At 38.6% G+C, this 19,004-nt stretch carries 20 protein-coding genes; 14 read left to right on the forward strand and 6 right to left on the reverse strand.

The window, feature by feature from the left end:
* Nucleotides 1–485: 485 nt before the first annotated feature.
* Nucleotides 486–707, reverse strand: coding sequence for a 50S ribosomal protein L31 (gene rpmE / locus V3565_RS04150; RefSeq protein ID WP_455477953.1), 222 nt, complete (start codon nt 705–707; stop codon nt 486–488).
* A 190-nt stretch (nt 708–897) separates the two neighbouring features.
* Here rpmE and V3565_RS04155 point away from each other — a divergent pair, with 190 nt between their 5' ends.
* Nucleotides 898–2,688: an ABC transporter transmembrane domain-containing protein gene (locus V3565_RS04155; RefSeq protein ID WP_455477954.1), complete on the forward strand. Its 1,791-nt coding sequence runs from the start codon at nt 898–900 to the stop codon at nt 2,686–2,688.
* 80 nt (nt 2,689–2,768) lie between these two features.
* Here the strand turns inward: V3565_RS04155 and V3565_RS04160 are convergent, their stop codons facing one another.
* From V3565_RS04160 to V3565_RS04175, 4 genes are all read right to left on the reverse strand, one after another.
* On the reverse strand, nt 2,769–3,560 hold the full coding sequence (locus V3565_RS04160; RefSeq protein WP_455477955.1) for an inositol monophosphatase family protein: 792 nt from the start codon (nt 3,558–3,560) through the stop codon (nt 2,769–2,771).
* Nucleotides 3,561–3,571: 11 nt separating this feature from the next.
* Nucleotides 3,572–4,147, reverse strand: a complete 576-nt coding sequence (gene efp / locus V3565_RS04165; protein ID WP_455477956.1) for an elongation factor P — start codon at nt 4,145–4,147, stop codon at nt 3,572–3,574.
* Nucleotides 4,148–4,371: 224 nt separating this feature from the next.
* A complete protein-coding gene (locus V3565_RS04170; RefSeq protein WP_455477957.1) occupies nt 4,372–5,415 on the reverse strand; it encodes a tetratricopeptide repeat protein in 1,044 nt (347 codons plus the stop codon).
* Entirely contained in the window at nt 5,412–6,095 is a 684-nt protein-coding gene (locus V3565_RS04175) for a thiamine phosphate synthase (RefSeq protein WP_455477958.1), read from the reverse strand. The genes V3565_RS04170 and V3565_RS04175 overlap by 4 nt, the downstream gene beginning before the upstream one ends.
* Nucleotides 6,096–6,538: 443 nt before the next feature.
* On the opposite strand from V3565_RS04175, the gene V3565_RS04180 reads away from it, so the two are divergent.
* The 9 genes from V3565_RS04180 to tolB all read left to right on the forward strand — a co-directional run bounded on the left by V3565_RS04180 (nt 6,539) and on the right by tolB (nt 14,176).
* A complete protein-coding gene (locus tag V3565_RS04180) occupies nt 6,539–7,057 on the forward strand; it encodes a DUF1465 family protein (protein ID WP_455477959.1) in 519 nt (172 codons plus the stop codon).
* A gap of 184 nt (nt 7,058–7,241) precedes the next feature.
* Complete coding sequence (gene ruvC / locus V3565_RS04185; protein WP_455477960.1) at nt 7,242–7,751, forward strand: crossover junction endodeoxyribonuclease RuvC; 510 nt, start codon at nt 7,242–7,244, stop codon at nt 7,749–7,751.
* The gene (ruvA, locus tag V3565_RS04190; protein WP_455477961.1) at nt 7,748–8,365 is read left to right on the forward strand and encodes a Holliday junction branch migration protein RuvA; all 618 of its coding nucleotides are present in this window, start codon (nt 7,748–7,750) and stop codon (nt 8,363–8,365) included. Before ruvC ends, ruvA begins: the two co-directional genes overlap by 4 nt.
* A 12-nt stretch (nt 8,366–8,377) precedes the next feature.
* Entirely contained in the window at nt 8,378–9,472 is a 1,095-nt protein-coding gene (gene ruvB / locus V3565_RS04195) for a Holliday junction branch migration DNA helicase RuvB (protein ID WP_455477962.1), read from the forward strand.
* Nucleotides 9,465–9,905: a tol-pal system-associated acyl-CoA thioesterase gene (gene ybgC, locus V3565_RS04200; protein WP_455477963.1), complete on the forward strand. Its 441-nt coding sequence runs from the start codon at nt 9,465–9,467 to the stop codon at nt 9,903–9,905. The genes ruvB and ybgC overlap by 8 nt, the downstream gene beginning before the upstream one ends.
* Before the next feature lie 162 nt (nt 9,906–10,067).
* Nucleotides 10,068–10,781: a protein TolQ gene (gene tolQ / locus V3565_RS04205; protein ID WP_455477964.1), complete on the forward strand. Its 714-nt coding sequence runs from the start codon at nt 10,068–10,070 to the stop codon at nt 10,779–10,781.
* A gap of 13 nt (nt 10,782–10,794) precedes the next feature.
* Nucleotides 10,795–11,247: a protein TolR gene (gene tolR, locus V3565_RS04210; RefSeq protein ID WP_455477965.1), complete on the forward strand. Its 453-nt coding sequence runs from the start codon at nt 10,795–10,797 to the stop codon at nt 11,245–11,247.
* A 92-nt stretch (nt 11,248–11,339) separates the two neighbouring features.
* A complete protein-coding gene (locus V3565_RS04215; RefSeq protein WP_455477966.1) occupies nt 11,340–12,809 on the forward strand; it encodes a cell envelope biogenesis protein TolA in 1,470 nt (489 codons plus the stop codon).
* A gap of 44 nt (nt 12,810–12,853) precedes the next feature.
* Nucleotides 12,854–14,176 carry a Tol-Pal system beta propeller repeat protein TolB gene (tolB, locus tag V3565_RS04220; RefSeq protein ID WP_455477967.1) on the forward strand — a complete coding sequence of 441 codons (1,323 nt, stop codon included), beginning with the start codon at nt 12,854–12,856 and terminating at the stop codon, nt 14,174–14,176.
* Nucleotides 14,177–14,432: 256 nt separating this feature from the next.
* Here tolB and V3565_RS04225 read toward each other — a convergent pair whose 3' ends face one another.
* A complete protein-coding gene (locus V3565_RS04225) occupies nt 14,433–15,179 on the reverse strand; it encodes a YebC/PmpR family DNA-binding transcriptional regulator (protein ID WP_455477968.1) in 747 nt (248 codons plus the stop codon).
* A gap of 366 nt (nt 15,180–15,545) precedes the next feature.
* Between V3565_RS04225 and V3565_RS04230 the strand changes: the two genes are divergently transcribed.
* The 4 genes from V3565_RS04230 to tilS all read left to right on the forward strand — a co-directional run bounded on the left by V3565_RS04230 (nt 15,546) and on the right by tilS (nt 18,975).
* Complete coding sequence (locus tag V3565_RS04230; RefSeq protein ID WP_455477969.1) at nt 15,546–16,235, forward strand: DUF1013 domain-containing protein; 690 nt, start codon at nt 15,546–15,548, stop codon at nt 16,233–16,235.
* 220 nt (nt 16,236–16,455) lie between these two features.
* Entirely contained in the window at nt 16,456–16,980 is a 525-nt protein-coding gene (gene pal, locus V3565_RS04235) for a peptidoglycan-associated lipoprotein Pal (protein WP_455477970.1), read from the forward strand.
* Nucleotides 16,981–17,063: 83 nt separating this feature from the next.
* On the forward strand, nt 17,064–17,471 hold the full coding sequence (locus V3565_RS04240; protein ID WP_455477971.1) for a hypothetical protein: 408 nt from the start codon (nt 17,064–17,066) through the stop codon (nt 17,469–17,471).
* A gap of 73 nt (nt 17,472–17,544) precedes the next feature.
* Entirely contained in the window at nt 17,545–18,975 is a 1,431-nt protein-coding gene (gene tilS / locus V3565_RS04245; protein WP_455477972.1) for a tRNA lysidine(34) synthetase TilS, read from the forward strand.
* The last annotated feature ends 29 nt before the right edge of the window (nt 18,976–19,004 follow it).

Genomic DNA, 19,004 nt, shown 5'->3' on the forward strand with positions numbered 1-19,004 from the left:
ATTGATGCGTAGATATGAATCATAGATTCTATACTGTATCAGATTATTTGATATTGCGATATTTTTCGCTGTTTGACTATTGCTTAGTACTCATAAAAATGAATTGAGCGCAATCAAAGGTTTCCGATTTAAGGTGGGTTGTCTGCAGCTTATGATCATTTGTACATAAGAATAGTGCAAATAGTTGCAGGCTAGTAAATATAAATTATGCAGTTGGTTGATAGCTGTCGAGCATTGAGATAATATTTATGCATACGACCGATATCGCTTAATATCATACCACTTACGGAGCGTATCAAAAAATTACCGAAGTAATAAAGGGGAAATTCTTTGATAAAATTTGTTTTATCTATGGGAGATAATTTCACAAAGTAAGATTTTGTTCCTAAAAACACTCTACGGACTGCCAAAAATAATCCCACTATCTTCAATAGCTAGTTATTTTGTTGGCAGTTTTATAGCTTCCTACCGTAGAAGATACGATTTTACATGCCGATATTACCAAAGCGATTTTTGAATTTAGAAACGCGTCCACCACGATCTACCAGTGTTTGAGATCCTCCTGTCCACGCTGGATGAGTTTTTGGATCAATGTCTAGATTAAGGGTATCACCTTCTTTTCCCCAAGTTGAACGAGTCGCATATTTTGTGCCGTCCGTCATAACAACGGTAATTTTGTGATAGTCTGGATGAATATTCGCTTTCATGTTGCAAACCTTTTGCTTTTATACAACGAAATGGTACAAGCTTTATTTTTTAAGTGCGCTTTTTTCGTCTTTTTGATAAACTCATTAAAGTTCCATTTCTATAACTGAGCATGCATCAAAAAACAAGAGTTCAAGGTGTATCGTTGTCTCAAGAGTTATCAATAACCTCATAAGTGAGCGAACCACTGTGATGTCATTCAATTATTCAGAAAAATCTACAAAACCTTCATTATTTTCACTTTTAAGTTTGAGCCCTTATATTGGGCGTCATCGTTGGCTTATTTTCTTTGCTTTTTTGGCTTTACTTGTTGCTGCCTTTGTTATGCTTGCTTTCCCTGTTGCTATTCGTCAAATGCTTGATCATGGTTTTTTGGCTTCGAATTATGGAAACATCAATTTTTACTTTGCTATTTTATTGGTGTTGGCTTTGCTTCTTGCACTTGCTTCAGCCTGCCGTTATTACTGTGTTATCACTTTTGGAGAACGAATTGTTGCAGATTTGCGGCGTGATGTTTTTGTGCATATCACGCAACTTTCATCTGCATTTTTTGATAGTTCCCATTCTGGTGATATTGTTTCACGGCTGTTAACGGATACAACTCAAATAAAATTAGCTATCGGTTCTACCGCTTCTATTGCTTTGCGTCAAATGATTGTGGTGATCGGAGCAATTGTCATGATGGTGATTACAAATGCTAAATTATCTCTACTTGTTTTGCTTGCCATTCCCTTTATTGCCATTCCATTGGTTATCTTTGGACGAAAAGTTCGCACACGCACGCGAATTGCGCAAGATCGTTTGGCAGATGCCAACGCCTTAGCAACTGAGCAGGTAAGCTCCATTCGTATTATGCAAGCTTTTAATGCTGAAAAACACATTTCCGCGCGTTTTTCAGCATTGGTGGAATGTGCTTTTCAGGCTGCTCGTGCTTCTGTTACTTTACGTGCCTTTTTTACAGGATTTGCAATTTTTTGGGTTTTTAGCAGTGTTGTGGCTGTTTTATGGATCGGATCTCATGATGTCTTGGGTGGTACAATGTCTGGTGGCGAATTAGGTCAATTTGTTCTTTATGCAATTTTTGGAGCCTCGACCTTTGCACAGTTATCAGAAGTTGGTGCAGAATTAATGCAAGCAGGCGGTGCTGCTGAACGGTTAGCTGAATTGTTGCAAGAACAGCCAACTATTTCGTCGCCAAGACTTCCTTTACCATTAAAAAAACCAGTTCAAGGATCAATTATTTTTGATAAGGTTGATTTTAGCTATCCTGTTAGACCACAAAAACAGGTTTTGCACTCCCTTTCTTTTTCTGTAAAAGCAGGCGAAACTGTTGCTTTTGTTGGTGTTTCAGGTGCAGGAAAAAGCACTATTTTTTCTTTGATCCTTCGTTTCTATGATCCAACAAGTGGTCAAATTCGATTTGATAACACGGAAGTCAGTAACCTTTCTCTTCATGATTTACGGAAATCAATTTCTTACGTTCCACAAAATGTTACTATTTTTGATGGAACATTACGTGATAACATTACTTTTGGTGCAGAAAATATTAATGAAGAGCAAATCATCGCTGCAGTTAAAACAGCTAATGCACTTGAATTTATAGAAAATTTACCAGAAGGATTGGACACTAAAGTTGGAGAACGTGGTGCTATGCTTTCTGGTGGGCAAAAACAACGTATTGGTATTGCTAGAGCACTTTTAAGAAACGCTCCCCTGTTGCTGCTTGATGAAGCAACGTCAGCTTTAGATGCAAACAGTGAAAAGCTGGTACAAGAAGCTTTAGAAGGATTAATGCAAAATCGAACAACATTGGTGATTGCGCACCGTTTAGCAACGATTTTAAAAGCAAATCGTATTCTTGTGATAGATAAAGGAACACTCGTTGAAGAAGGAACACACGCAGAACTCGTCGCACAAAACGGAGTTTATGCACATTTTGCTAAATTGCAATTCTCTCCTAAACAACTCTTAGCATTATCATAAATTGAGCGTTGCGTATTAAAGAAAATACAGTAGCTATACTACCGATTATTACTCATTTTTTTGAATATCTTTCGTAAGGCTCAAATACCTTTTTTTAGAGTTTTTTCCAATTTGGTATGAATAAATTCATTTCCAGCAATGATATTTTTTTTACAAAATATATCGTTACCACCTTCCTTATCAGTGATAAAACCACCTGCTTCACGAACCATTAGCATTCCTGCAGCCATATCCCAAATTTGGAGATTGTCTTCCCAAAATCCATCTGTTCTTCCAGCCGCTACATAAGCTAAGTCAAGAGCAGCAGCTCCAAAACGACGGATACCAGCAACTTCAGCCATCACATTGCGCAATTCAATAAGATATGTTCCATGGTTAGAACGCCCTAAATGGGGCATTCCTGTTGCAATGACACAATCTTCTAATTTGCGTCGTGCAGAAACGCGGCAACGCCTGTCATTTAAAAAAGCACCACCCCCACGTTCAGCGGTAAATAGTTCATCACTGGCAGGATTATAAATTACACCAGCAACGATCCGTCCTTGACTTTCCAAAGCAATGGAAACAGCAAAAAAGGGAATACCATGTAAAAAATTTGTTGTTCCATCTAAAGGATCTACAATAAAACGATGCTGAGAATCTTCTCCAATAATTTCTTCAGATTCTTCCATTAAAAAACCAAATTTTGGTCGTGCTTTGATTAATTCATTGAAAATAATCTTTTCAGCTTTTCGATCTGCTTGGCTCACATAATCTGCTGGTCCTTTTAAAGACACCTGTAAATTCTGTACTTCGCCATAATCTCGTATCAAAGAGCGCCCAGCTTTCATTGCGGCTTGCACCATGACATTCATGATTGCAGAATGAGCCATATCTTATCCCTTTATTTATCTTTATCATTTGCGCGACGTAAATAAATCAATTCGTTGGTGTCAACAATAATACGCTCACCAGCATTAATAAAAGGTGGTACGAGAATACGGATACCGTTTTCAAGAATTGCAGGCTTGTAAGAGGATGTAACTGTTTGCCCTTTGAGTGCTGGGTCAGCTTCAGCAATTGTTACAGTAACTTGATCTGGAAGCGATATACCGATTGGCTTTTCTTGATAGAGTTCAACGGTTACGGTCATCCCATCTTGTAAAAAGGCAGCACGCTCACCAACAAAATCTTTTTGTAATTCAAGCTGTTCATAGGATTGGGAATCCATAAAAACCAAAGCATCTCCTTGCTGATAAAGGAAAGTAAAATCCTTTTGTTCAAGACGCACTCTTTCAACAGTTTCAGCTGCGCGAAACCGTTCATTTAGCTTTGTACCATCGATGACATTTTTCATTTCGACTTGATTAAATGCTCCACCTTTCCCTGGTTTGACGGCATTGCATTTAACAGCTACCCACAGGCTCCCTTGATGTTCGATTACATTACCGGGACGAATTTCATTGCCATTAATTTTCATAGTTCATACCCAATTTCATTTTTGCAAAAAGAGCTATTTTAATTATCCTCCTAGCAAAATTTTTCGTTATCTTGGCAGAAAGATAAAAACAAAAACAGTCTTTGTGTATCTTATGCTTATAAGCTTTTTGCAAGACCATAAAAATAGCTTAGACGCAAGTCTTTAAAAGATTTTTTTAGGGAATACTTATGTAAAAAAAGAACACTATTTTTGTTAAGAATGCGTTAAAGAACAGGAAGAAATTTTCTTGCTTCTTTGCGTGCGGTCTCTAGCTGTGTTTCATCCATACCTTCAAGCATACTTTCAAGATCGGGGGCGTGAGCTTTTGCTTGCTTTGCAACCATATACCATGCGGCAGCCATAATGATATCGCCTTTTGTTCCTATTCCATCTCGATACAGTCTTGCTAGATTGATCTGTGCTGGTATAGCCATATTGATAGCATTGGTAAGAAAAAGATGAAAAGCACGTTGAAAATCAGGCTCGCCCCCACGTCCTTGCACAAGCCATTCTGCTAAAAGAATTTGTGCCATGACGTGTTTATTTTTGGCAGCAACTTCCATCAATTTTCGTGCATTCTTATCATCTTTTGGCCGTGTTAAAGTTCCTGCAGAAAGAATCTTTGCTGCAGCAAAAGCAGATTCAGGATCACCAAGTGTAGCACCTTTTAAGAACCATTTTAGTGCTTGTTCTGCCGCTTCATTTTCGCGGTTTTGTAAAAAAACACCTGAGAGAATTTGCTGTTCTTGTGTGGCTTTATCAAGAAGTAATTGTCCATAATAAAAATACGCTTCTTTTACCCCAGCTTCTGCGGATTGTTTAATAAATTTTTCACCAAGATCTTTATTTGGTTCGACAAAATTACCATTAATTAGCATGAGCCCGTATCGTAATTGCGCGTGTGGCTCGCCTTGTTTTGCTGCGCGTCCAAACCACAGAGCAGCACGTGCTCCGTCAGCAGCAACGGCATATCCTTCCATATAAATTTGAGCAACCAAGGTTTGGGCAAATGGGTCGTTTTGTTCAGCACGTTTAAGCGCTTCATGGAAGGCTTGTAAGTAATAGCCTTGGACGTAATAATCATAGGCTTGATCGTATTGTCCTATTTTTAAGGGGCGGACAGGTTCTTCAGTGTTTGCAGTGTTTTGAATAGCATTGGAAGGATGTGTAGAATTTGATAATTTTTCAGTATTTTCAGAAGAATATGCAGCAGTGATCGTAAGCAACACCGATGCCAAGACAAGAAGCCTAAAGCCTTTCTTTATCATGGATATTCCTTTTTCATACACAAGGAGTAATTTTTACATTTTTCTTTTATCATATCAAGTATGATCAAAGGATTATCATGGGCAAAAATCATTTCTTCTACAGCAATAAATTCGCATGCTGTTTGCAAAGCTTCATCAAAAGTTGTAAAATCGCTTCCAGCTTGGACAATAGCTGGGATTTCCATAATTTCTGCCCACCATTGTGCTAACTGGATATTTCGAGGGTGAGCGTGGGGTTTTTTGTCAGCGCCTAATTTGCCAAATAATAGGTAATCAACACCATATTCTGCAACAATCATAGCAGAATGGCGATCCCGTAAATTACCGGAACCTATGATTTTTTGTTCTTTCTTTTGATTTTTTAAGATGTCAAGTGTGTCAAAATTGCTCTCCAGATGTAAGCCATCAGCCTTAATTCGTCCAGCAACTCGGCTTGCTTCAGCAACAAGAAGGGCAGCACCATTATGCTGAATGTCGTGAGCGTAGATTTGCGCTTGTTTTTGTAAAAAAGATTCATCTTGTTGAACATTTTGAGAGTCGTATAGAATCACGCATGCAAAAGATTTTGTTTGCATGATTTTGCGAAAAAAATCGGGGTGTAAGATCCGTCTAACATCCATCGACAAAACTAACTGAGGAAAAAGAGAATGCGCAGTCGGTTTGCTCTTTTGTTTTGTCATACGTAATCCTTAATTTTATAAAATAAACCCTAACTCTTAAAAAGAGCAGACTCGCTTATACATCTTCTTTGCTAAAGTAGGCTACTGTTTTCATTATTTAGTTTTTTGATGATTTTCATAAACTTTATTCCAGTTTGCATGAATGCGTAGCTTTATGTCTCAAAAAAATCTTCTTTAGCTCTTTTAGATAAATACAGCTTATCATTTATGTAAGGTATCAACTTCAGCGGTATCTAAGAAGATACGCAAACTAATTGTTTTAGAATGTCATTTAATGGTACGCTTTATGGCATTTTAACCTTAGTTCTAAGAATGCATTGCGCAACAGATTTAAAAAAGCTACTTAATTAAAAAAAAGGGGTGTTTTATGCAGTAAGGAAAGAAACTTTTTAACTCTCTATTCGTTGGGTATCGTAATTTTACTGATATTGGAGTGTAAAATCATGAGTACACGTAAACATCCATATGATGAACCCATTATCATGATTGAGCATAATGCTTTTGAAAGTGCTTTTAATCGTCTCTATGAAGAGACAATGGCTATGATTGAAGAAACAGCAGCGTATATTGGCGCAGAAGGAAAAGTCGCTGCACGTTCGTTTCCAACAGAAATTTCTACAATTTATGCAAAGGAAGCAATGTATTTAAGTACACGGCTTATGCAAATAGCGTCTCAACTTCTTCTTCTGCGTGCAGAGCGTGAAGGAGAGATGTCTTCAGAACAAACACAAAAAGAGATAGCAAAAATATCACTGCACACGCCAACGTTAAAATTAGAAAGCAAACACTGGCAAAAATTACCAGAAGTTTTCCGCAATCTTGTAGTCCGTTCATTGCGTTTGGAAGAACGAATGCAGTATATGAACTACAGCAAAGAAGGTGTGTCTTCTTGTAGCTTGGAAGGGGATAATTTAGTGAATAAACAGATAGAATTGCTTAAAACAGCTTTTCAGCATTCTTAGAGAATTTTGCATTTTTTATCTTTTTCCTCTCTATTTTTGCTGAGGATCTTAATCCATTTGAGCTAAGAGAATCTTGATAATTTTCTTTTATATTTTTACACTATACCTATTTAAATATTTTGTATTCTTTATTTGCCTAGCAAGCATCTATTAAAATACATAAAAATAGCATAGGCTTGTTTTTATGGCAGAGACGATTCGTATTATGGGTGTTGATCCTGGATTGCGTAAAACAGGATGGGGAGTTATTGATCTCTCTGGTAATCACCTGCACTTCATCGCAGCAGGTACACTGTCTTCTAATGTACAGTGCGATCTCGCTTCTAGATTGTGTCAATTGCACAAAGGGCTATCAGATATTTTGCATAAATTTATGCCTCATGAAGCTGCTGTGGAACATGTATTTGTTAACAAAGATGCTACAGCGACTCTAAAACTTGGTCAAGCGCGCGCTATCGCACTTCTCGCTCCCGCACAAGCAAATATTCCAGTTTTTGAATATGCCCCAAATAAAGTGAAAAAATCAGTTATTGGTGTTGGTCATGGAGCTAAGGAGCAAATTCATATGATGGTTAAAGTTCTTCTTCCACGCGCTGAATTTGACAGCAGTGATGCAGCTGATGCGCTTGCACTGGCTATTTGCCACAGTAACCACCGCATCAGCATATCTTATCGTTCAAGGATTATGGCATGATCGGTAAATTAAAGGGTACCCTTGAACATATCTTTGATGATTATATCATTCTTGATGTCCATGGTGTAGGTTATGTTGTTTTTATATCAAATCGTCTTCGTTCTTCTTTACCAGCCATTGGTGAAAATGTAAGTTTGTTTATTGAAACATATGTTCGTGAAGATGTTATACGTCTTTTTGGTTTTGCCGTAAAAGCTGAGAAAGAGTGGTTTTGTCTTTTGCAAAATGTTCCAGGTGTTGGAGCAAAGGTTGCCCTAGCTATTTTAGGTATTTTGTCACCAGATGAACTAGCGCAAGCGATTGCATTAAACGATGTATCAATGATTAGTCGTGCTCCAGGAGTGGGGAAAAAAGTAAGCGAAAGAATTGTGAGGGAACTCAAAAGTAAAGCACTTCCATTTAATGATAATATACCCCAATCTGTCTCATATTCTCGTATAGAAGTAGCCAATCAACCTCTTCATGATGCACTATCAGCTTTGGTCAAACTCGGTTTTGAACGTGATCAAGTGTCCAGTGCTCTTGCTGCAGCGATGAATGCCCTTGAAGGGGAAACTATTTCTTCGGCATTGCTTATTCGCCATAGTCTCAAATTGCTTTCTCCTCCCACTTAATACAAGGTCAAAATGCATAAAGATGAAGACAAACGCCTTCTCAGTAGTGGCTCCCTTCCCAACGATCCGGATCGTTCTTTAAGACCGCAGGTTCTCGATGATTTTATCGGTCAAGAAGCAGCGCGCGCCAATTTAAAAATATTCATTGAAGCAGCAAAAGTACGCCAAGAAGCACTTGATCATGTCTTATTTGTAGGGCCACCTGGCTTGGGAAAAACAACGCTTTCACAAATTATGGCAAAAGAATTAGGAGTTAACTTTCGTTCTACTTCAGGCCCAGTTATTGCTAAAGCAGGAGATTTGGCCGCACTTTTAACAAATTTAGAAGAACGTGATGTTCTCTTTATTGATGAGATTCATCGTTTAAGTCCAGCAATTGAAGAAATTCTTTATCCAGCAATGGAGGATTATCAACTCGATCTTATTATCGGTGAGGGGCCTGCAGCTCGTTCAGTTAAAATTGACTTAGCCAAATTCACTTTAGTTGCTGCAACCACGCGTTTAGGACTTTTAACAACACCATTACGAGATCGTTTTGGTATTCCAGTCCGGTTAAATTTTTATACCGTAGAAGAATTAGAATATATCGTTCAGCGCAATGCTCGTCTTTTATCAATGCAGATCAGTGATGATGGTGCTCATGAAATTGCACGACGTGCCCGTGGTACTCCAAGGATTGCAGGGAGGCTTTTACGTAGAGTTTGTGATTTTGCTTTGGTTAAACGAGCAGAAAAAATTGATTGTAGAGTTGCCGATGAAGCTCTCTCTCGTCTTGAAGTTGATAATTTAGGTCTTGATCCATTGGATCGTCGCTATTTATTGCTGATTGCAGAGACTTTTTTAGGTGGTCCAGTGGGGATTGAAACAATTGCAGCGGCTTTATCAGAACCACGTGATGCTATAGAAGATATTATTGAACCCTATCTTTTACAACAAGGCTTTCTTCAACGAACTGCTCGCGGGCGAATTATCACAGAAAAAGCTTGGAGCCATTTAGGACTTTGTGCCCCAGTTTCCACGATTTTAACACAAAAACACGTTCAATTGTCTGCTACACAAGATAATTCTTCAATACAAACTAATTTATGGGATGAAGTAGATGACTGAAATACACTCTTGCAAGGAAAGTCATATAAACGATTTTAGTTATCTGCAGATCAGAGTTTATGTTGCTGATACAGATTTTTCCGGTGTGGTTTATCACGCGCGCTATCTCGAGTTTTTTGAACGGGGTCGTTCAGAATTTTTACGGGATACAGGGGTTAATAATCATGCGTTAGCGTCTGGAGATCAGGGCGAAAAATTATTTTTTGTTGTGCGTCATATGGATATACATTTTTCTAAGCCAGCACAAGTGGATAATCTTTTAACAATTAAAACAAGGATTAATCGTGTGCAAGGAGCGCGGTTTTTGATGGATCAGTATATTTTATATAATGATACAATTTTAGTATCCGCAAAAGTCGAAATTGCTCTCATTAATAAAGAAGGAAAACCACGACGTTTACCGAAAGGCCTTTTTTCGAATATTCTTTCTTAAAAAGATGTCTCATTTAAAAAGCGGTATTGTATAGTTCTTTTATCAGTAGATTAAGATTTGTTTTCTTAAATTTAGAAACTATTTCTTAAATTTAGAAACTATAAAATAACTCGTTTTATTGAATTTTAATAAATGAATCTTTCATTTATAGGGATAAAAATTATGCCGCACACAGAATTTGTAAATCCAGAAACAATTGGAGTACTGAGCTTGTTTATGCAAGCCAGTTGGGTTGTTAAAGCTGTCATGATTGGGTTATTGTTGGCTTCCGTGTGGAGTTGGGCAATTATTTTTGATAAAATATTAACTTATCGGAAAATCCGGCGTGAAATAAAACAGTTTGAGCGTGTCTTTTGGTCGGGGAAGCCTTTAGAAGATCTTTATGTAGCGTATAAAAATCAGCATATTACTGGTATCTCAGCAGTTTTTATGGCTGCAATGACGGAATGGAAAAAATCTCTTGCAAAAGGAATCCATACATCCGTAAGCCTACAAAACAGGATTGATAAAGCTATGGATCTCACCTTAGGACGGGAGAGTGCAAAAATAGAATCAAAATTAAACTTTTTAGCCACACTGGGATCAGCAGGCCCTTTTATCGGGCTTTTTGGAACGGTCGTTGGTATTATGAGTTCCTTTCTTTCTATTTCAGCAGCTCAAAATACTTCGCTAGCAGTCGTAGCACCGGGCATTGCAGAGGCACTTTTGGCTACAGCCATCGGTTTATTTGCGGCGATCCCAGCAGTTATTGCTTATAATAAATTGGTTCATGAAAGTGTTCAGATAATAACGCAAATAGAAAACTTTGCTGATGAATTTTCAACAATTATATCAAGGCGCATTGATGAGACATTAACATCTCATTCATCATCATAAAGGAGATCTATTTATGGGAATTTCTGTTGCTTCTTCTTGTGGGAAAAAGGCGCAGAGGCGTCGACGTTCGCACAGCAAACTTATGAGTGAGATTAACGTAACACCCTTTGTTGATGTTATGCTCGTCTTGTTAATTATTTTTATGGTCTCTGCTCCACTTTTGGTCAATGGTGTTCCTCTTGATTTACCTCACAGTCAAGCTAAACCAGTGAAAATGAATAGTTCACCACTCACTGTTTCCCTTGATGCGCAGGGGCGTCTAGCTATCAATCAAGATTATTACGATACATCGGAAGCTCTGATTGCACAACTCAAAGCGCAATTGATGAATGATTCTACTAAAAAGGATCAACGTATCTTTGTGCGTGCTGCCAAAAATGTTGAATATCAACAGGTATTACAACTTCTCGCCAATATTCAAAAAGCAGGGTTTTCACAAGTTGCTTTAGCAAGTTTGACTGAATAAGAGTATCGTAAATTGAAATTGTAGTAAATTGTCGCACATTATGTGTAAAAATAATAGGTAGTAATTAAAAATAAAACACGCAAGGCATAGAGATGGACAAAGACCCTTATCATAATATGAAACAAGGTTTGGTGTTATCTCTTGTAGCACATGCGCTCCTACTTAGTTTAGGAGTTGTGCACATCACTACTCACCTTCGTTTACCGCCACAACAACTAGAAACAATTCCAATAACTCTTGCCTCTCTTGATCAAGAGCTATCCTTGCAACAAGGTGAATTAAATGTTTCTGAACGTGAAATTTCAGCAGTAAAACCAACGATCAAACCACAAGAAAAAGAAGAAGCACAGCATGTTGGAGATGGACAGGTCGATAATTTCATACGCTTTAATCCAAAAGAAAAACTACGGCACGTTGAGACAACACTTCCATTATCGGGAGAAGAGCCCGCGCTAGAGAAAAATTTATTATCTCTCCAAGAAGAATCACCAAAAACAAAAGCAGAGAGCGTTTTAAACTCTCCACCAGAAGATGCTGCTGAGACTGCTCCAGAAGTTACTCCAGCATCTCCACCAGAAGATGCTGCTGAGACTGCTCCAGAAGTTACTCCAGCATCTCCACCAGAAGATGCTGCTGAGACTGCTCCAGAAGTTACTCCAGCATCTCCACCAGAAGATGTTGCTAAGACTGCTTCAGAAGTTACTCCAGCATCTCCACCAGAAGATGTTGCTGAGACTGCTCCAGAAGTTACTCCAGCATCTCCACCAGAAGATGTTGCTGAGACTGCTCCAGAAGTTACTCCAGCATCTCCACCAGAAGATGTTGCTAAGACTGCTCCAGAAGTTACTCCAGCATCTCCACCAGAAGATGTTGCTAAGACTGCTCCAGAAGTTACTCCAGCATCTCCACCAGAAGATGTTGCTAAGACTGTGCTAAAAGAATCGGATTCTATAGAACGAGAAATGTCTGCACAGAAAACATCAATACGCCAACAAGATACAATTACACTGCCAAATAAATCTCCTCTTCCGCAGTTTAAGCCGAAACCTGCTAAACAATCTATGACCAAAGATAAAAAAACTGTAAAAAAAGAACAGCAACAAGTCACTGAAGAGACAATTGAGCATATTTTAGCAATGGAAGAAAAAAATCTGCTGAATCGTACACGCACTCAAGGAGGTGGGGCAAAGCGATCAAGCCAACCAGAAGCTTTAGGAGCTCAAAAAAATATTGGTGATAACACAAAAATGGCACAAACTTTGGTCAGCATCGCTGGTGGGTGTATTCAAAAAAAACTTAAACTTGTTGCTCTTGGTGGAAATTTAAAGAATCGTCCAGTTGTGCGTTTGCGATTTTATTTAAATCGCAAAGGAATGGTTGTCGGAGATCCGATTATTGACCCAATAAGTGGTGAAGAGAGTCAGCAAGACATTATGATACGACAGGTGTATGCAGCTGTTTTTTCATGCCAACCTTATGCTGATCTTCCACGTGATCAGTATGATTTGTGGGGACAAGGTTTCGATTTTGATGTTGATCCACTGCAAGAGATAACGCGATGATATGTAGATATATTTCCCCTTATAGTGAAAGGATATACTTCATTATGGCTATGACGAGACACATGTTTTTCTTTCGGTTGTTGATTACTATAGGCTTGTGGCTTTCGGGTTTTTCATCTGTTCATGCACAGCTAAAAGGTACCATTTCCAGCGCTGATTTTAATCCTATTCCAATCGCCATTACAGATTTTGTTGCCAACGATTCGATAGGGGGAAAGATAGCTGCTGTCATAACTGCGGATCTTGAACGGTCGGGACTTTTCTTGCCACTCGATAAAGTATCTTTTTTTGAACAAGCTCCTGATCCTAATAGTCAACCATCTTTTTTGAATTGGCAAAAAATAAATGCTCAAGGTTTGGTTACTGGACAAGTTATAAGAGAAACTGATGGACGGTTGAGAGTAGATTTTCGTTTATGGGATGTTTTTGGACATCGGCAAATCAAAGGACGGCGCTTTTATACAGCAACAGAACGTTGGCGGCGTGTTGCTCATATGATTTCAGACGAGATTTACAGTGTAATGACAGGGGAAAGCGGTTATTTTGATACAAGGATTGTTTTCATTGATGAAACAGGTCCCTACAACGCACGCATTAAACGTTTAGCGATTATGGACCAAGATGGAGCCAATTTGATTTATATTTCCGATGGTAGTGAATTGGTGCTAACGCCGCGCTTTTCACCTAAGCGACAAGAAATTACTTATATGGCTTATGAGCACAATAAAACACCCCATGTTTATTTGCAACAAATTGAAATGGGACAAAGGGAATTAATAGGAACCTTCGATAATATGACAATTGCTCCACGGTTTTCTCCTGATGGACAAAAGGTCATTATGAGTTTGTTGCAAAAAAATGGTAGCGCAAACCTTTATACTATGGATTTACGCACCCGTACGATGACGCGTCTGACAACTACTTCAGCCATCGATACATCAGCTTCTTATTCACCAGATGGGACAAAAATTGTTTTTTCATCGGATCGTAACGGAAAGCCGCAAATTTATATAATGGATGCGGATGGCAATAACCTTAAACGTATTTCTGCAAATGATGGTAGTTATTCGACGCCTATTTGGTCACCACGTGGTGATTATATCGCTTTTACCAAACAATCTGAGGGACAATTTTCTATTGGTGTTATGCACCCTGATGGAAAAGGAGAACGGATTTTAACAACGGGTTTTCACAATGAAGGCCCGACTTGGGCTCCTAATGGTCGTGTGCTGATGTTCTTTCGCAAAAATCCTGGTATGGGCCCAAAGATTTACACGATTGATATTACTGGACGCAATGAACGCCAGCTGCCTACGCCTAATGATGCTTCTGATCCAGCGTGGTCGCCATTGCTAAATATTCAATAAAAACAAACAGTGCGTGCTTCTGGTTGAAGAGGCAGTGTGTATTGTTATGGGTGATAAAATTTTTTGAGAAAGACTGTCTGGAGAGAGGATGATTTTTAAGCTTCTTCTAGATTTTGTTAAAATCTCTTAAGAGTACAAACAAAATGCCCCGCTCTGAAGTGGGGCTTTTTTATGCGTCTGAGTAAAATAATAGTCTATGATATCCATGGAAAGACTAACCTGATGATAGTGTTTAGAGATGATCATATGAGACAGATCAAGAAGAGAGTTTCATCAAAATTTCATCGCTAACATCAAAATTGGCATAAACATTTTGAACGTCATCATCTTCCTCTAATGTCGAGATAAGTCGTAGAATTGACAAAGCTTTTTCTTCATCAACCGGTGCAAGAGTCATCGCTTTCCAAACAGTCTTGATCGATTCTGCTTCACCAAGTTTTGCTTCAAGTATTTTAGAAACTTCACCAATATTTTCAAATGCGCAGGTGATATGATGCCCAGTCTCTTCTGATTGCACATCTTCAGCGCCGGCCTCAATCGCTGCATCCATTATGTGTTCAGCAGTTCCTGCTTCGGATTTATAAATTATTTCCCCGATCCGATTAAACATAAAACTTACAGATCCTGTTTCTCCCAGTGCACCACCTGATTTGGTAAAAGCAGCACGCACGTTTGAAGCGGTGCGGTTGCGATTATCTGTTAAGGCTTCAACAATGACTGCAACGCCCCCCGGACCATATCCTTCGTAACGTACTTCATCATAATGTTCGACATCATTGCCTGAAGCTTTCTTAATTGCTCGTTCAATATTATCTTTTGGCATTGACTGCGCTTTAGCATTTTGTACAGCAAGCCTTAAACGCGGATTCATTGCTGGATCGGGAGCGCCTTGTTTGGCTGCAACTGTGATTTCGCGCGCGAGCTTGGAAAATATTTTCGAACGCATCGCATCTTGACGTCCTTTACGGTGCATAATATTTTTAAATTGTGAATGGCCTGCCATGGCTTCCCTTTCAATTTAGGGGAAAATGTCCCCTTTATTTAGGCGTTAAAACACATATCCCAATAAAACAAATATGCCGACAAATGCACTGCAGCATAGGATGAGTGGATTGAATATACTCTTTATAAGAAAATTCGCTTTAAAGGTAAAGATACTCTCTTTAAGATCATCTCAAGAGAGGTGTCTTGTCGTCAATTAAAAATCGCGCTATAACAAGATGTAATTTCATGGCAAAAGTGGTTTATTCCATATCTCGCCTCATTAGAGCGAGTAAACATAGCTTTATACATAAAGGGAAAATCACTTTTGAGCTCCAGAGAGGGCAATAACCCGCCTTTAAAAGGCGAATAAAAGGATATTATAGAGATGGCAACGCAACTTTTAATGCCCAAAGCTACAGCTGTTTGGCTGGTTGATAACACAGCACTTTCTTTTGATCAGATCGCGGAATTTTGTAAATTACATGTGTTGGAAGTGAAAGCTATTGCAGATGGTGAAGCTGCTCATGGTATTAAAGGATTAGATCCTATCAGTTCTGGGCAGTTAACGCGTAGCGAAATTGCACGTGTGGAAGCTGACAAAGATGCACGCTTGAGAATTTCAGAATCTAGGGTTCGTATCCCTGAGAGAAAACGCAAAGGATCTAGATATATTCCTCTTTCTCGGCGTCAGGATCGGCCAAATGGTATCTTATGGTTGGTTATCAATCATCCTGAGTTAAAAGATGCACAGATTGCGCGGTTGATTGGAACAACAAAATCAACCATTGAACAAATTCGCAACAGAACTCACTGGAATAGTGCTAATTTAGTTCCTCTGGATCCCGTAGGGCTTGGCCTATGTTTACAAATTGATTTGGATTTTGAACTTCAGAAGGCTGCAAAAAGTCGTCCTATCTCTGTTGAAGGTGATAAATCCTTACTTCCTGCATCTGTTACAGAAAATATTGATCTCAATGAAGTTGAAGATGAACAAAATTTCAACAAAAATTTTGATGCCGATAAAGTTTTCGCAAAATTAAATGCACTGCAAAAAAGTAATAAAGATGATGTATAAAATTACGTATCAAAATGTACAAGGTCAACTGTTCGCACTGGCTTTTTAGGCCGTAGATAAAGAAAATATGCATGAGTTTTAGAGATGATCGCGTATACAACGCGATACAATAAGAGAGAAAGTCTTTATGTTTGTTAAAATTGACAGTCATTCTTGAAAGATCATTAAAAATAATGTGTCTTTTCAGCTTTTCTACTGTCACAATAAGGAGAACCAATCCATGAATTCTATCAAAAATATTGTCCTGTATCCCATAGCGGTGGTTCTTTTTTTCTCGCTATTTTTGGTTGGGTGTGGCAAAAAAAATATCAATTCTGGTAATGGCGCTTATTTCAATGGTTCTGATTTGAATCCACAGTTATCAGATTCAAGGCAGGATTTTACTGTCAATGTTGGGGATCGCATTTTCTTTAGTCTTGATTCTTCTTCCATTGAACCTGACGCTCAACGTATTTTGATGCGACAAGCTGAATGGTTGCTTCGTTATCCCTTTTACGCTATTACGATCGAAGGTCATGCTGATGAACGCGGTACGCGTGAATATAATTTGGCACTTGGGCAGCGTCGTGCTGTTGCTGTGCGCGACTATTTAATTTCTCTTGGAGTATCTTCCCAACGGATGAAAACGATTTCTTACGGAAAAGAACGACCTGTAGCGGTGTGTGATGATATCTCTTGTTGGAATCAAAATCGACGCGCTGTGACTACGATCAATTATGGTAGTAGTGACGCATATGGCGATTAAACGTATAGTGATTAAAAATGAATATCAATGGTCTCTGTCTGTCTAGACCATTGGATTTATAAGGGGGAGAAGAAAAGAAAGGTATGTGCACGTATAAAAAATGGAATCGGAAAACCTTCTTCTTTATGTTGATGATTGTGGCGTGTTTTGTATTTACTCGAAGTACAGTGCAAGGGGAAGTGCCGTTTAACAGCCATAATATAACATCTTTTTCTCAAAGTGCAGTTCCTCTTTCCTCAGGTGTGAGATTTCTTGATGAAGATGCAGATGCTCCCATTCAATGTGAAGTTTCTCTTGATGAAGATGCAGATGCTCCCATTCAATGTGAAGTTTCTCCTGACGAAGATGCAGATGCTCCTGTTCAATGTGAAGTTTCTCCTGACGAAGATGCAGATGCTCCCGTTCAATGTGAAGTTTCTCTTGATGAAGATGCAGAGGTTTTTGCTCCAGATGTTGCTGAAAGCCAAGAATTTCTTTTGCAAAAAAAATAGGTAGTCTTCTTTTAAAGAAATGATTTAAATGCGCTTTTGATAAACGTCTTAAGAAGGAGCAGAGTTACGCGCAGTGCTCATTAAATTAGCAGAAAATATCTTTAAATTATCAGATTTCTCTCAGTGTCAGAAACTAATACTTGCAGTTTCTGGGGGTAGTGATTCACTAGCTTTGCTGTTTTTGGTCAGAGATTATTTAAAAAACTTATCTGGCTCTCCAGAAATAATCGTTGTTACTGTTGATCATCAATTACGTAAAGAATCAGCTGACGAAGCGGAAAATGTTGCAGAAATTTGTCATGCTCATCGGATTAAACATATCATTGTGCGGTGGGAAGGAAAAAAGCCCAAAACGCATATTGCTGAAAAAGCACGTGTTGCACGATATGATCTCCTGTTTAGAGAAGCGCAAAAGCAAGGAGCAGCGCTTATTATGACAGGGCATACGCTCAATGATCAGGCTGAAACTTATCAGATGCGTAGCCAACGTCTTTCAAAGAAATTGGGTATTTTACAACAAGAAATTTTTGAAAATATATCAAGCCAGATTTGTTCTGCAAATATTGCAGCAGATGTTGCAGAAAAGCGCTGGGAATTTGGGTATGGGCGCGGTTTATCCTGTATTCCACGTGAGGCATTGTTGCGTCGTGAAGTCCGTTTGATTCGTCCTCTTCTCGGTGTAAATCGCGAAACACTACGTGCTTATTTGCGTTTGCAGGGAACAAAGTGGATTGATGACCCAACAAATGAGGATCTCAATTTTGAACGCGTGCGTGTTCGACAATCTCTTTATCAAAAACAACTGACCGATATTGCAAAAAAAGTTAATCAAGCAACCCTTAAACGTCGTCAACATGCACAGGATATTGCCGATTTAATATTAGCACTAGACATTGATGTCGAATATGGACGTTGTTTTATTGGAAAACCTCCGCTGTTCTTACGGCAACATCCATGTTTTCCTTTTGTTGTCGGACTCTTTGCGGTGCTGATGGGAGGAGGTTTTTATTTACTTTCCTATGAAAAATTAATGATTATCAACCAAAAATTATGTCTAAACTCTCCTAAAAAGCAACGTTTCACTATAGCTGGCTCTGTTGTTGAATATAGCCAAAGCGGAGTCGCATTTTGGCGTGAATCTCGAAATATTCAAGAAGCGATTGTTGATTCAGGGAAAACTGTTTTATGGGATGGTCGTTATCAGATTACCAATCGTGGATCTGATTCTATAAAAGTCGCTCCAGCTAGTCTTGAACATTTGAAATTTATGTTGAAAAATAATGCTTATGATTTCGAACGCCCCCATTTTCCTTCCTTACAGTCTTTGTTGATGATCTCAAATAGCAAAGGATCTGATATCCCAGAGCTTACTTATCAAACGGCTTTCCAAAAAAATGTTATTATCAAGCGAGTTATGGCTCCATTCAATTGGCTTTTGTCAAGTGAAGATGCTGCTCTTGTAAATGTTGTTGAATCTTTTTTTAATACTGATATGAAAATATAAAGAAAATTGCTCGAAAAGATGGTAAATAC

The sequence above is a fragment of the Bartonella sp. B10 genome, assembly GCF_053794435.1.